Here is a 15285-nt window from a genome sequence, read left to right on the forward strand (position 1 = left end):
TTTTGATAGTTGTATACCATAAAAATAATCGAATTTCTAAAGTAGTTTCTGCGGAGAATAAAAAGATATCTTTTGATAAGAGTGGGGCTATTGCAAGCGGACTATTACAACTGGCATCAGCATTTCCAAAATCAAAAATAGTTTGGTGTGATGAGGTTTGTCAAGAGTATATTAATTTAAAACATATTGAATTCCTTTTTCATCATGATAAAATAATGCTATCTTATTCTCTGGGCGACAGCGCTTATTTTGGACGAAAAATTGGCTATATAGAAGAATCTCCATTCATTGCTATCAATAAAAAAGTATCGTATCCAACCTGGCAAATGAGTAGTTTAGTAGGAGTGGTCCATGCTTCTTTGCTTTTAAAAATAGAGGGTAGAATCAAATCTGACAATGATTTTGATTACTATCTTAATTCGGTTGCTAAGGTTTGTATGCCATTAGGCTTGTTATGCTATTCAGAACCCAAATTATTGACTGAGACAGCAATTGAAAAAAGTTCAAAAGCTTCTGTTTTTGATCTTTTTAAATTTGTAAAACAACATTATAAAACCCGTTGGTTGTTTTTACTGTTACTGAACTTGGTTGTATATGAATTTCGATTTCCGGTTGTAGCTTTTATTTATGCTTTGTTTTTTAAAAGCAGGAATAAACTGTTGATTTCTTTGGATAGTATTCTCGTTCAATCCAATCGGAATGTGGTGCAAAAGGCAACAATTGATGTTATTATTCCAACGATTGGCAGAAAGAAGTATTTGTATGACGTATTATTAAACTTGTCTGAGCAGATGCATTTGCCTATAAACGTGATAATTGTGGAGCAAAATCCAGAAGAAGGTAGTGTTTCAGAATTAGATTATTTGCATACCGAGAAATGGCCATTTATAATCAAGCATAGTTTTATCCATCAGGCAGGGGCGTGTAATGCAAGGAATTTGGCTTTAAGCCAAGTGGAAAGTGAGTGGGTATTTATGGCTGATGATGATATTTGTATTGCTAATTATTTTATTAGAAATGCGCTTGATGGTATTTCTAAGTATAAAAATAATGCGTTTACTTTTAGTTGCTTACAAGAAAATGAAAAAAAGGTTTACGAGAAAATAATTCAATGGTCAACTTTTGGTTCGGGTTGCAGTATTATTAATGCAAGGGAAGTTCAGAATATGAAATTCAATGTAAAATACGAATTTGGTTTTGGAGAAGATGCTGATTTTGGAATGCAACTCCGTAATCAGGGTATTGATATTCTGTATTTGCCTTCTCCAGAAATTTTGCATTTTAAAGCCCCAATGGGTGGTTTTCGTACGAAACCAAAGTTGCAATGGCAGGATGATTTAATTCAGCCCAAACCATCGCCAACTGTTTTATTATGTAAGTTGCTGTACCAAACAAAAGAGCAAATTTTAGGTTATAAAATGACTTTATTTTTTAAATTTTACCAACTTCAAAGGATTAAAAATCCATTTCGATATTTTGTAAATTATAGAAAGCAATGGGAACAAAGTGAATATTGGGCTAATAAATTAAAAAAGCAACCATGAAGTTTTCTCTAATCATTTGCACTTATATGCGCCCAAATCCGTTGTTGCGGTTATTGCAATCTGTACAGGGTCAAACTTTATATCCAGATGAAATTTTAATTGTGGATGGTTCTACCAATGATGAAACGGAAGTTATTCTGGAAGAAAATACTTTTAAAAATTTAAATTATTTCCTTGTTCCAAAAGAATGTCGTGGATTGACGAAGCAAAGAAATTATGGAATAGAGCGAGTTGCGACTGATATAGAAATAGTCTGTTTTTTAGATGACGATACCGTTTTAGAAAAAGATTATTTTGAGCAATTATTCAATACTTACAAAGTATATCCAAATGCGTTAGGAGTTGGCGGTTACATTCATAATGAGACGAAATGGGAATATATCGGACTGAATTATGAGCCTAAAATAAATGAGTTTTATTTTGATGGATGGAAAAGAAAAGACAGTAGCCGATTTGTTTTAAGAAAAAAATTAGGATTAGACAGTGATTGTTTGCCTGGTTTTTCTCCCTTGTTTTCTCATGGAAGGAGTGTTGGCTTTTTGCCACCAAGCGAAAAGGTTTATCAAGTGGAGCAATTGATGGGAGGTGTTTCCTCTTTTAGAAAAAAAGTGTTTGAGTCCTTTCAGTTTTCGACCTATTTTGAGGGTTATGGATTGTATGAAGACGCCGATTTTTCGATACGAGTAGCCACAATGGGTAAATTATATTTGAACACGAGTGCAAAATTAAATCATTATCATGATCCATCAGGAAGACCCAATCAATATCAATATGGTAAAATGGTGGTACGAAATGGTTGGTATGTTTGGAGGATGAAAAACAGGAAGCCTTCATTTGATGCTAAAATGAAGTGGCATTCCATTACGGTACTTTTGACATTGATTCGATTTAGCAATATATTTACAACAAAAAAACGGAAGGAAGCCTTTACTGAAGCCTTTGGTAGAACAATAGGTTGGTGGAGTTTATTTTTTAATGCCCCAAAATAAAAAAGCAATGACTTTTGTTATCATCACACATGTTCCTCACATTTTTGAACAGCAGAAATACTATGCTTATACGCCCTATGTGCGCGAAATGAATATTTGGTTGAAATATGTTGATGAGGTAATAATTGTAGCGCCATTACATAACTCAATACTAAGCGCAATTGATTCAACTTATGTAACACAAAAAATTGATTTTCGAGAAGTTTCCAGTTTCAATATCAATGGTTTGTCAGGAGTAATAAAGACAGTTCTTAAGTCGCCTTTTGTATTATGGCAAATTTTTAAAGCCATGAAAGCCGCAGATCACATTCATTTGCGATGCCCAGGAAATATAGGTTTATTGGGTTGTTTTATTCAAATGCTATTTCCGAGTACACCGAAAACCGCCAAATATGCCGGCAATTGGGATCCAAAATCAAAACAGCCTTGGAGTTATCGTTTGCAGAAATGGATTTTAAGTAATTCCTTCCTGACCAGAAATATGCAGGTTTTAGTGTATGGAGAATGGCCCAATCAGACTAAAAATATAAAGTCTTTTTTTACGGCTACTTATCCGAATCACGATATATTGCCGTTACTGCCAAAAGTATTAAAAGGCACTATTACTTTTGTTTTTGTTGGGACTTTGGTACAAGGAAAAAACCCGTTGTATGCAGTTCAATTGGTTGCAGAATTATTTCAAAAAGGATACGATGTTGTGTTAAGGATTTATGGAGAAGGGGTTCAGCGAGCCCAATTGGAATCTTATATTTTGAAGCATAAATTAGAAGGAATAATTGTATTGGAAGGCAATCAAAATCAGGAAATTATAAAAAAAGCCTATCAAAACAGTCATTTTGTGGTTTTGCCATCTGAAAGCGAAGGTTCGGCCAAAGCAATTGCCGAAGGCATGTTTTGGGGTTGTGTGCCAGTCGCAACATCGGTGTCTTGTGTTCCGTTTATGTTGGATAATGGGAATAGTGGTATTCTGCTGGAAATGAATTTGGAAAATGATATCAGACAATTGGAAAAGGTTTTGGATGATGAAAGTTGTTTTCAAATGATGTCTAAAAAGGGCAGTGATTGGTCCAGAACCTATACTTTAGATGTATTTGAGAATGAAATTGAAAAACTCCTTCAATCATGAGAATTATTCAATTAATAGATAGTTTAGAGACAGGAGGTGCAGAGCGCATGGCAGTACATTATGCCAACGCTTTGAGTAAATATATAGCATTTTCAGGTTTAGTGGTAACTAGAAAAGAAGGTGCGCTATGTTCCCAGATTCATACTAAAGTATCCTATTTGTACCTCAAAAAGAAAAAAATAATTGATTTTAAAGCTCTTTTTGCCTTGAGAAATTATGTGCTGCAGCATAAGGTAACGGTTGTTCATGCGCATAGTTCTTCCTTTTTTCTTGCTTTTTTACTAAAGTTAACGTTGCCTTCTTTGAAGTTAATTTGGCATGACCATTACGGAAACAGTGAGTTTTTGTCAAAAAGACCATCAGGGATTTTACGAATAATCCTTCCGTTTTTTAGTGGAATAATTGCCGTGAACCAAAAATTAAAAGACTGGGCTGATGAGCGGCTCAACATTAGGAATGCTATTTATCTGCCTAACTTCCCTTCGGAAGAGAATACTGTTTTCGAGCAAACAATTTTAAGGGGAATTGAAGGAAAACGGATTGTTTGTGTTGCTAATTTAAGAGAGCAGAAAGATCATTTCACATTATTAAGAGTTGCTAAGAAATTAAAAGGGTATGATGCTAATTGGACTTTTCATCTTATTGGTAAGGATTTTGGAGATGATTATTCCAAGGGAATCAGGGATTTAATTGTTGCGTTTGATTTAGAAAAAAATGTGTTTCTTTACGGCTCGAAACATGATATAAAAAATATTTTGGATCAGTCGACAGTTGCAGTCCTAACTTCAAAATCAGAAGGATTACCCGTTGCACTTTTAGAATATGGCTGGCATAAGAAACCAATAGTCGTTACAAACGTCGGAGAAATAGCTGCTTTGGTCCACGACGGTAAAAACGGTTTTATAGTTCCAGCCCAGAATGTCGACCTGTTTTATACCGCACTGCTAACTTTAGTACAAAATGATACTCTTAAAGTTAATTTTGGTCATGCATTGTATGCTAGTGTTGTTGAGGGAAATTCAGAAAATATCATTATTAAACACTATTTAAATTGGTTAGAAACTATTTAAAATGAAAAAAGAGGAAATCTCCTATATCTGTTTGTTACTTGTTCATGTTTTGATTGGACTTTTGGTGTATGCATTGCCATTTACCGCTAAGATATACGGATATTCCATTTTTATTTTTGGGACTATTTTTGTCATTAAAAGCAGAAATAAAAATAATGAAGCCCTTCTTGTTGCAGCTTATGTAGTAGGAAGTGAGGTTTTTTTGAGAATGACTGGCGGAAATCCTCTTTATGAAATATCTAAATATGGAGTGCTGTTTTTTTTGCTCCTAGGAATGTATTTCAGTGGGTTTTCAAGGGGAGCCATTTCGTACTGGCTGTTTTTGTTTTTATTAATCCCTGGCCTTGTCATTGCTACTTTTGCTTTAGATCTAGATACCAATATTAGAACTAGGATAGCCTTTAATATTTCGGGACCGCTATGTTTAGGGATTGCTTCCATATACACTTTTAGGCGAAGTATTTCCTTAGAACAGATGAATCGTGTCTTGCTCAATATGGGTTTGCCTATTGTTACTTGCATGGTCTATTTGACTGTTTATACACCCATTATAAAAGATGTAATTACAGGAACAGAATCTAATTTTCAGACTTCAGGAGGTTTTGGACCCAATCAAGTATCAACCGCTTTAGGGCTTGGTATGTTTATTTTTTTCTCACGGGTATTGTTAGCATCCAAAACAAAATTGATTGTTTTTTTCAATTTATTCCTTGCCTTGAATATTAGTTACAGGGGTTTTATTACTTTTTCCAGAGGAGGTATGATAACAGGTATCGTGATGATTATTATTCTTTTAACATTTCTGTATTTTAATTCGAATGAAACAGGAAGAGTTAAATTAAATTATAGTTTAATACTTATTGTTCTTGCAATTGTAGGAGTGTGGATGTACACTTCTTTTCAAACTGGAGGGCTTATCAATAAGCGGTATGCCAATCAAGATGCTTCTGGACGAGTAAAAACGAGTCAGTTTACTGGAAGGGAGAATTTAGCAGATGAAGAAATTGATATTTTTTTAGACAATCCTTTTTTTGGTGCCGGTGTTGGGAAAGTAATCGAAATCAGGCAATCCGAAACGGGAGAAACTACGGCGTCCCACAACGAAATTACCCGCATGTTAGCAGAACATGGGATGTTGGGAGTAATTGGATTATTGATTCTTATTGTCACCCCTTTTGTTCTGTATCTAGAATATAAGTTTAATGTTTTCTTATTGTGTTTTGTTATCTTTTGGTTTTTGACAATTAACCATGCCGCTATGCGTACGGCTGCGCCAGCATTTGTTTATGCCTTATCGCTGCTAATTATTCGTTTTGAAAAATCTTCAAAAGAAGTAAATTAGGATCGTGATTAGAATAGTATTTTATACTAAACGTTTCGTAGTTTGAAGCTTTATCAATTTAGGAACGAATAGAATAAGTAAGGGTTTTATCGGATTAATTTGCATCTTTCTATTTATTTGAAGGCAAAATTGCTAAATTGCCAAAATACCAAAAACAAAGCATGTCTACTAAAAGGAAAATACATTTTGAAATTTCTGAGCGAAAAATCATTCTTCGTTTTTTTGATGTTTTTTTTGTTCTTTTGGGTTTGTATCTTTTTGGGACTTTTTTTGATCAAGAATATTTGACGGTAGCTGCCAGTAGACCTTCCTGGACCATTCTCCTAGTTGTTTATCTTATTTTTTTTGCATCGATTTTCGAAATGTATAACCTACAAGTCGCCAGTAATCAGCTTTTAGTTTTGCAAAACATATTACTCACGGTTTCGACAACTGTTTTTGTTTATCTTTTCACCCCTTTTTTTTCGCCAGAGTTACCGGCTAACAGACTTCAAGTTGTATTGTTTTTTTTAGTAATGTTTGTTGTGCTGTTCTTATGGCGAATGTTTTATGTGCTCTTTTTAGCGTCCAATCGATTTGTTCAGAAAGCCATATTGATATGTGATAAAGAGCAAGTTCAAGAGCTGATTTTAGGATTAGAAAACATTGATCCACATTATAAAATAGTTGGATTTGTTAATACTGATATTGCAGAAGATACGGTTTTGGATTACCATTATGTGAAACTAATAAAAAGAGATGATTTGTTTTCTTTTGTCAAAGAAAATGGGATTTCTGAAATTGTCATTGCTTCCCAAAAAACAGAAGGAATCACCGCTGATTTATACCAACAATTGTTACATTTATTAGAATCGGGAAATATTATAAGAGAATATACGCAGGTATATGAAAGTAAAACACAGCGTATTCCTGTACAGTATATGTCTCGTGATTTTTATCGCTTTTTCCCTTTTAGCCGAAGCAATCAAAATAAATTATACTTGTTGACCATCCGTATTTTTGAAATTGTAGTTTCCTTATTTGGTCTTGTTGTCGGTTTGGTTCTTTTTCCGCTTATATTGGTTGGAAATGCAATAGGTAACAGGGGGCGTTTGTTTTATTCACAGGAGCGGGTTGGTAAGGATGGTGTTGTTTTTGAAATTTTGAAATTCCGTACGATGGTGAAGAATGCCGAATCGAACGGCGCGGTTTTTACTGCAACGAATGATTCACGAATAACTGTCTTTGGGAAGTTTATGCGCAAAACCAGAATGGACGAATTTCCTCAGTTTATTAATATTTTAAAAGGAGATATGGCCGTTATCGGTCCACGTCCGGAACGCCCTGTTTTTGTAAAAGAAATTGCTGAAATAATGCCTTTTTATGAAACTAGACACATAATTAAACCGGGACTTACTGGTTGGGCACAAGTCAATTATTCCTACGGAGAAACGATTGATGATAGTTTAATCAAACTCCAATATGACTTGTATTACATCAAGCATCGCAGTATTTACCTTGATTTGAATATTGCTTTCAAAACGATAACGACCGTATTGTTTTATAGGGGGCAGTAGCTATTCTTATTCATTATACCGATCTTTTTCTAAAACAGATTTCAAAGATTTATATAAATTATAGAGGTATTTTTTTTCTAATGTAGGACTTTCTGCAGCGACTAACCTATAACTATTTAATACACGAATTACACTAATTTATATCTTTAAAAAATTAGCGCATTAGCGGCTAAAAGATTAGATGTCATATACAATTCAAGTAAATTAATAGAAGAATTCCTTATATTATAATTGGAATTCGTTTTATGTTTTGCATGGCCAGTCTCACTAAAACAACTCCGCTGCAAACTACCAGTGGCATTACCAACACCAAATGTACTTTGTTGATTATCAAAAAGAAATAAATCACCAATAATGCGATATTTAATAGCGCCAGATTGTAAATTATTTTTTTGTTTTTCATCCAATAAAAATAGAGTAGGCCTATTAAGGTTGGATTGAATAATAATATATTGTAGTTATATCCTAACTCCAGGTGTAACGAATAAAACCCTGCAAACGCAAAGAATATTCCAATTATGGCCATGATGCTGAGGTAAAACAAATCGATGCTTTTCTTGTTTATAAAAACGATGAAACTAAGCACTACGAAGTACGTATAGGGATTATTCCACCAAGACATAGGAACCTCATTTCTGAATTCGATTATAGTTTTGTTTCCCAGTGCCAGGGGACGATTTTGAAAGGAAACTTTCTCGAGACTTTTTTGTAATTCAAACGGTAGAAATATTTTGGTTCCAAATTGATCTACTTTTTTACCGAAGATAATGCTGGTGCCTAATTTTTCATAAAAATGACCGTCAAAATACGGGTATAATATGGTTCTATAGGTGATATCAGTATCTGTATTTTTTACAATTGCAATCGTGTCCAGTGTTTTATTGATGATGTCAACCACCATCGAGGTGCAATTTTTGTCAATGAATTTATAGGTATAATGACTTTCACCGGAAGCCAAAGAGGTATTCAGGTTGTCAAACAGTTGTTGTTTTAAATCGACCGGAATGTTTAGTTCTTGCTCATAAACCGATCTTTTTTCATACTGATATTGACTGATAAAATCAGCGTAGGAATGTGCTACAGCAAAGTATTCCAAGTCTCCTTTTATGAATTTCATCACAAAATTTGGCGTGTTAAAGTCAAATGCGCCATAATTAAATACTACATCAATGGCGTTGGTCGTATCCTGCACTCGAATGGCTGTGTGTCCAAAAAGCGAATATGATTCATTGCCTGTTCCACAAGTGATTACGCTGACGTGCGTATTTTTTGATAGTAGAATATTTTGCCCGAAACTAAAATGTACCGCTGATAAGACGAAGAGGAGTAGCGCTATTTTTTTGAAAAATGATGTATGCATTCGTTTGCTGTTAAAAGTGTACAAAATGTAATTTTGTTTAAAAAAACTCATTTACGATTTCATTGATTGAATTTGTCTGACAAAGATACTCAAAGAAAGAAAAAGGCGTACAAAGTTTTTCTGTAAAAGAAAGGGTTGTTATTGAAACGGGTTTGTGCAACCTAGAAGGAAATTAGAAAAACTATAGAAGATTGAATGGCGCAATTTGATTCTAAATATTCTTCGAAATTAATTTCTAAACATTCCTAAATCTACTTTTACTGAAAAAATATTGGAATATAAAGCAGCGCTTTGATTCCCTAAATCGGTCAATGCATAGTCAATCTGAATGCCTTTGTATTTGAATCCCAGACCAATATTCGGTTGAAAACCTACTTTTTCCGTACTATCCAACTGCTGTACATTCTGAAAATTTCCTACTCCGGCACGAACAAAAACCAAATTAGTATAACCAAATTCCAGTCCCAAAGCCGGATCGATGCCGACAAAATCAGTAGTAATTACATCATTGGTTCTGGCAAAGCGCATGTTGACATTGGCTGCAGCCTGAATGCTATAATCATAACGGATAATAAACTTTTTAGCGATTCCCAGTTGTGCTTTTGGAGCCGTAATCTCAGTGCTTTCCGGCAATTCCTGATTTTCTCCGGGTATCGCATTTGCAATTTTCTGATATTCGTTCTCGTCAATATTCCAAACATTATAGGTAGTGGTAATGTCGCGGAGCATTAATCCAAATTGCCAGTTATTTTTTTCGAATTGGATTCCGGCATCAAAACCAAATCCCCAGGAATTCGCAAATTTACCGATAATGCGTCGGATGATTTTTGCGTTTACACCATATTGAAATCCGGGAACCGGTAATTTTCGCGCATAGGAAAAAGTAAATCCGTAATCAGCAGTTGAGAACAAACTGATTCGGTTGTAGTCAATATTACCTTGACTGTCGATTAGTTCTGTAGTATTCAAAATGTCATCAACTCCAAAACGGATTAGAGAAATTCCCCAAGCACTGCGATCATCGATAGGACTGGCATAGGCTAAATAATCGTATTGGGCAATATTAGCAAAATAACTGGCGTGCATAAAAGATACCTGGTGGTCTTCCATATGAATAAGTCCCGCAGGATTCCAATATCCGGAATTGACATCATTGGTAGAAGCCACTACAGTATTTGACATACCTAATGCTGCTGCATCCACGCCGATATTCATAAACTCATTCGAGTATTTCCTAACGGCCTGACTGTGCATCAGTATACTTATCAAAAGTGTTACTATTAAAAAGCTTTTTTTCAAGGGTGTCATTTTTACAAACGGAAAGTCTGTTTAATTTTTATCAAAAATATAATTTTAAATTGAGGTTACTTCATTTTGCTGTTTAATTTAGTGTGTTGGTCATGTGGTTTAGATTTAACAGAGTATTACTTCAGTAAAAAATGGAACGCGGATGCTACGGATGTAAAGTATTTTTACTGATTTGTTTAAAATTGAAAGTTTTCGAGTTTAGGTTTTACCGCTAATTTGCTAATTTCTTGCTTATAATGGAAGGTATTAACTTGCGAATTCGCTGTGATACAAGGATTGCTAATCCTGTTAAAAATCTCTACTAAAAAACGAACTGTTCATTGACTTATTATGCTAAATTTGCGACTTTGATTCTTTAAACTGTATTATGATGACTATTAAAAAACATATCCCGAATTTAATTACACTTCTGAATCTTTTTTGCGGCTGTATCGCATTGGTATTTGCTTTCAATCAAGATTTTGAAATGGCCTTTTATTTTGTTTGTCTGGGTATATTTCTGGATTTTTTTGATGGTTTTTTTGCCCGCTTGTTCAACGTTTCAAGTCCGCTGGGGCTGCAATTGGACTCTTTGGCAGATATGGTAACCAGTGGCGTGGTTCCAGGTTTGGTAATGTTTCAAATGATGATTAGCAATTCCTCAACAGCAGCGGCCGGTCATTTGCAGTTCTTCCCGTATTTGGGTTTTATAATTGCGCTGGGGTCTTGTTACCGTTTGGCTAATTTTAATATTGATACGCGTCAAACGGATTCTTTCATTGGTTTGCCAACACCTGCCAATGCGCTGTTTATTCTTAGTCTGCCCTTGGTTTTAAAATACACAGATTCATTAATTATTATCGAACTCCTTACTAATCCTTGGTTTCTTTTGGTGCTGACGGTTTTGAGTGCATATATGCTGAATGCTGAAATTCCATTGTTCTCTTTGAAAATCAAGAAGTTTAGTTTTAAAGAGAATACACTTCAAGTTATCTTTTTGACTTGTTCACTTTTGTTATTGGTCTTCTTTCGCTATTTAGGAATTCCATTATTGATACTATTTTATGTTTTACTATCGGTTCTGAATAATAAAGTACTTAAAAAGTAGTTTTTTGGATGAGAAAACAAACTGTTCGAAGAAAGTCAAACACAGTTCGTAAACCCAAAAAGAAAGTTACTTTTTTCTCTGGGAAGCTATTGCGCTATTTGATTGTCACTTTTTTGATTGTAGTGTTACTTGGAGTCGGTTTTCATTATCGAAATGGTTTGTCTTATTATTTTGGTTTTAAATCGGATAAAATCATAAGAGCTGATCGAGAAGCGAAGCGCATTTCGGGCGTTCGGAATTTTAAGGTTTTAGAAAAACATGAGGGCAAAAGTATTGGTATTGACGTTTCAGAATATCAAGGAAAAATTAGTTGGTCGTATGTGGATACTTTAGAACAAAAATATCCTTTACATTATGTTTTTATCCGCGCTACGGTTGGAAAAGACAGAAAAGATCGAAAATTTGAACGGAACTGGCTTGGCGCGAAAGAAAATAAAATGATTCGGGGTGCCTATCATTATTACCGACCTAACGAAAATTCATTGGAACAAGCCGAACTTTTTATTAAAACGGTGACGTTGGAAAAAGGCGATTTGCCACCTGTTTTGGATATAGAAAAACTTCCGAAAAATCAGTCTGTTGCCAATCTTAAATTAGGACTTAAGCGATGGTTGCAAGCGGTTGAATCTCATTATGGTGTTAAACCAATTATTTACACTGGCGAGCGTTATTATGATGATTTTTTGAAAGAAGAATTCGGTGATTATCTTTTTTGGATTGCCAATTATAATTTTTATCGGGAGCAAATCGACGAAGACTGGTTGTTTTGGCAATTCACAGAGAAAGCAACCGTCGCTGGTATTAAAGGAAATGTCGATGTGAATATTTATAATGGAGATTTGCAGCAGTTGAGGTATATTACTGTGGAGTAGTTTTCAGTGAAAAATAGTAATGTTGTGTTTTTCGTTATTTAGTTTTAAAATATTAGTAAATATTGCTTTATTAGATTTATAATATTGTTTCTGCCTAGTCTAGCTCAAATAGTTTCTTCAGATTTGTTGTCGTAATTATCAATCACCTAGTTTCTCAATCTATTTAGCGTATTTACATCCGTAATTTTGACATAATATGAACTGTAGTTATTATTGTTCTATTAATTATTGCTTCTTCAATTATTTTAAGTTTCGCTTTTACGACTCTTTTTTAATTATTTTTATTTCTACGCAATAAAGAATTATTCGTTTAGCAATGAAACAATTGTTTATTACATCAATCAACGTTTTAATAACGTATCGTTTTTTTTAGGTCGGGTTAGGCCTATTTCTAACCTTATATATATAGTAGCGAATGGAAAAGGGATTTTTGTTATTATATAAGGTATAGGATAAAGTCATTTTATTGGTCTAAAGTAGTTTTTTTGTTCAAATACTGTCAAGGTCGGCTGTTTTGAAGGATTAGAGTTTAGTGAAGAGCTGTTAAAGCATGAACAAAGATTGAATTTCTAAAGCTTTAGTAAATAAAGAAGGGTAGTCGATAGCCGTGCAATGGTACTGAAATAGGTAATTTTGGATTGAAATGGCGTGTATCGGCTAATAGATTGCTATTTTGTTTAAAAAACTTCACGCTTCAAAAAGCATGTTTTCAGCAAGTTAAAGATAATGTTAAAAAAAGGGTAAAAAAAAGGTTTAAAAAAGCTTGAATAACGGTATAAAGGTGTTAGTTTTGCACCCGCAATGACGCAGACGTTCTTTCAAATACTGGCAAGTAAAGTGAATCAAAAGAGAAAATTTATTTTCTAAAAAAGATTAAAAAGGCTTGTGAGATTAGAAAACGGATGTTACATTTGCACCCCGCAAGACGCGCAAAGTTCCTTGATAGATTGATAAGAAAAGAGAAGCAAACGAGATAAAATTTATCTTAAAAAAAACTTCAAATTTTTCTTGCCAGTTAAAAAGAAAGTTGTACTTTTGCACCCGCTTCGAGAAACACTATAACAAGTGTTAAAAGGAGTTAAAAACAAGATAAGAACACGTTCCTAGACATATTGAATTGACAGCCGTCTCGTTCGCAAGAACAAGACACAAGAATAAGAGTAATAGAATCGAGAGATTTGAAAAAACCACTAGAATTTAGTCGAATAACAATAGCTTGAGCAATCAAGCGTACAATATACGATGAAGAGTTTGATCCTGGCTCAGGATGAACGCTAGCGGCAGGCTTAACACATGCAAGTCGAGGGGTATAGTTCTTCGGAATTAGAGACCGGCGCACGGGTGCGTAACGCGTATGCAATCTACCTTTCACAGAGGGATAGCCCAGAGAAATTTGGATTAATACCTCATAGTATATCGAGTTGGCATCAACATGATATTAAAGTCACAACGGTGAAAGATGAGCATGCGTCCCATTAGCTAGTTGGTAAGGTAACGGCTTACCAAGGCAACGATGGGTAGGGGTCCTGAGAGGGAGATCCCCCACACTGGTACTGAGACACGGACCAGACTCCTACGGGAGGCAGCAGTGAGGAATATTGGACAATGGGCGCAAGCCTGATCCAGCCATGCCGCGTGCAGGATGACGGTCCTATGGATTGTAAACTGCTTTTATACGAGAAGAAACACCTCTACGAGTAGAGACTTGACGGTATCGTAAGAATAAGGATCGGCTAACTCCGTGCCAGCAGCCGCGGTAATACGGAGGATCCAAGCGTTATCCGGAATCATTGGGTTTAAAGGGTCCGTAGGCGGTCAGATAAGTCAGTGGTGAAAGCCCATCGCTCAACGGTGGAACGGCCATTGATACTGTCTGACTTGAATTATTAGGAAGTAACTAGAATATGTAGTGTAGCGGTGAAATGCTTAGAGATTACATGGAATACCAATTGCGAAGGCAGGTTACTACTAATTGATTGACGCTGATGGACGAAAGCGTGGGTAGCGAACAGGATTAGATACCCTGGTAGTCCACGCCGTAAACGATGGATACTAGCTGTTGGGAGCAATCTCAGTGGCTAAGCGAAAGTGATAAGTATCCCACCTGGGGAGTACGTTCGCAAGAATGAAACTCAAAGGAATTGACGGGGGCCCGCACAAGCGGTGGAGCATGTGGTTTAATTCGATGATACGCGAGGAACCTTACCAAGGCTTAAATGTAGATTGACCGGTTTGGAAACAGACTTTTCGCAAGACAATTTACAAGGTGCTGCATGGTTGTCGTCAGCTCGTGCCGTGAGGTGTCAGGTTAAGTCCTATAACGAGCGCAACCCCTGTTGTTAGTTGCCAGCGAGTCAAGTCGGGAACTCTAACAAGACTGCCAGTGCAAACTGTGAGGAAGGTGGGGATGACGTCAAATCATCACGGCCCTTACGCCTTGGGCTACACACGTGCTACAATGGCCGGTACAGAGAGCAGCCACTGGGCGACCAGGAGCGAATCTATAAAACCGGTCACAGTTCGGATCGGAGTCTGCAACTCGACTCCGTGAAGCTGGAATCGCTAGTAATCGGATATCAGCCATGATCCGGTGAATACGTTCCCGGGCCTTGTACACACCGCCCGTCAAGCCATGGAAGCTGGGGGTGCCTGAAGTCGGTGACCGCAAGGAGCTGCCTAGGGTAAAACTGGTAACTAGGGCTAAGTCGTAACAAGGTAGCCGTACCGGAAGGTGCGGCTGGAACACCTCCTTTCTAGAGCCTTAGTGTTAGTAGTAATACACGCTAGGGAAAGAAGACGAAAGTTCAAGTTGGAAACAAGTTTCAACATTTTATTACTCTTGCTGTTAATTTATATAATACCATTTAAGAATAAGAGTGTCTCGTAGCTCAGCTGGTTAGAGTACTACACTGATAATGTAGGGGTCGACAGTTCGAGTCTGTCCGAGACAACTATTTAACACTTAAATAAAAAAGAAGAAATTCTAGAGTTGAGGAGTTATGAAAGTATTTCATAATTCATAATTCACAAT

Annotated in this window: 10 protein-coding genes, 1 tRNA gene and 1 rRNA gene; 10 read left to right on the forward strand and 2 right to left on the reverse strand. The window is 35.7% G+C overall.

Annotated features, from left to right (window positions below):
- Window positions 1–2 precede the first annotated feature (2 nt).
- The 6 genes from AC0J6S_RS07930 to AC0J6S_RS07955 all read left to right on the forward strand — a co-directional run bounded on the left by AC0J6S_RS07930 (window position 3) and on the right by AC0J6S_RS07955 (window position 7627).
- The gene (locus AC0J6S_RS07930) at window positions 3–1544 is read left to right on the forward strand and encodes a glycosyltransferase family 2 protein (protein ID WP_474956201.1); all 1542 of its coding nucleotides are present in this window, start codon (window positions 3–5) and stop codon (window positions 1542–1544) included.
- A complete protein-coding gene (locus AC0J6S_RS07935) occupies window positions 1541–2533 on the forward strand; it encodes a glycosyltransferase family 2 protein (protein ID WP_474956202.1) in 993 nt (330 codons plus the stop codon). The genes AC0J6S_RS07930 and AC0J6S_RS07935 overlap by 4 nt, the downstream gene beginning before the upstream one ends.
- 7 nt (window positions 2534–2540) lie before the next feature.
- Window positions 2541–3659, forward strand: coding sequence for a glycosyltransferase family 4 protein (locus AC0J6S_RS07940; RefSeq protein ID WP_474956203.1), 1119 nt, complete (start codon window positions 2541–2543; stop codon window positions 3657–3659).
- Window positions 3656–4729: a glycosyltransferase gene (locus AC0J6S_RS07945; RefSeq protein ID WP_474956204.1), complete on the forward strand. Its 1074-nt coding sequence runs from the start codon at window positions 3656–3658 to the stop codon at window positions 4727–4729. The genes AC0J6S_RS07940 and AC0J6S_RS07945 overlap by 4 nt, the downstream gene beginning before the upstream one ends.
- Before the next feature lies 1 nt (window position 4730).
- Window positions 4731–6071: an O-antigen ligase family protein gene (locus AC0J6S_RS07950; RefSeq protein WP_474956205.1), complete on the forward strand. Its 1341-nt coding sequence runs from the start codon at window positions 4731–4733 to the stop codon at window positions 6069–6071.
- A 161-nt stretch (window positions 6072–6232) separates the two neighbouring features.
- Window positions 6233–7627 carry a sugar transferase gene (locus tag AC0J6S_RS07955; RefSeq protein WP_474956206.1) on the forward strand — a complete coding sequence of 465 codons (1395 nt, stop codon included), beginning with the start codon at window positions 6233–6235 and terminating at the stop codon, window positions 7625–7627.
- Window positions 7628–7847: 220 nt separating this feature from the next.
- Here the strand turns inward: AC0J6S_RS07955 and AC0J6S_RS07960 are convergent, their stop codons facing one another.
- Both AC0J6S_RS07960 and AC0J6S_RS07965 read right to left on the reverse strand, forming a co-directional pair.
- Window positions 7848–8987, reverse strand: a complete 1140-nt coding sequence (locus AC0J6S_RS07960) for a lipoprotein N-acyltransferase Lnb domain-containing protein (protein WP_474956207.1) — start codon at window positions 8985–8987, stop codon at window positions 7848–7850.
- 228 nt (window positions 8988–9215) lie between these two features.
- Entirely contained in the window at window positions 9216–10286 is a 1071-nt protein-coding gene (locus tag AC0J6S_RS07965) for a putative type IX sorting system protein PorV2 (protein ID WP_474956208.1), read from the reverse strand.
- 379 nt (window positions 10287–10665) lie between these two features.
- On the opposite strand from AC0J6S_RS07965, the gene AC0J6S_RS07970 reads away from it, so the two are divergent.
- The 4 genes from AC0J6S_RS07970 to AC0J6S_RS07985 all read left to right on the forward strand — a co-directional run bounded on the left by AC0J6S_RS07970 (window position 10666) and on the right by AC0J6S_RS07985 (window position 15205).
- Window positions 10666–11382 (forward strand): CDP-alcohol phosphatidyltransferase family protein, encoded by a 717-nt coding sequence (locus AC0J6S_RS07970; RefSeq protein ID WP_474956340.1) that lies wholly within the window; start codon window positions 10666–10668, stop codon window positions 11380–11382.
- A gap of 8 nt (window positions 11383–11390) precedes the next feature.
- On the forward strand, window positions 11391–12254 hold the full coding sequence (locus tag AC0J6S_RS07975; protein WP_474956209.1) for a glycoside hydrolase family 25 protein: 864 nt from the start codon (window positions 11391–11393) through the stop codon (window positions 12252–12254).
- A gap of 1239 nt (window positions 12255–13493) precedes the next feature.
- A 16S ribosomal RNA gene (locus AC0J6S_RS07980) occupies window positions 13494–15007 on the forward strand.
- A gap of 124 nt (window positions 15008–15131) precedes the next feature.
- Window positions 15132–15205, forward strand: a tRNA-Ile gene (locus AC0J6S_RS07985).
- Window positions 15206–15285: the final 80 nt, after the last annotated feature.

The sequence above is a fragment of the Flavobacterium sp. TS_SC_5 genome (assembly GCF_056156265.1).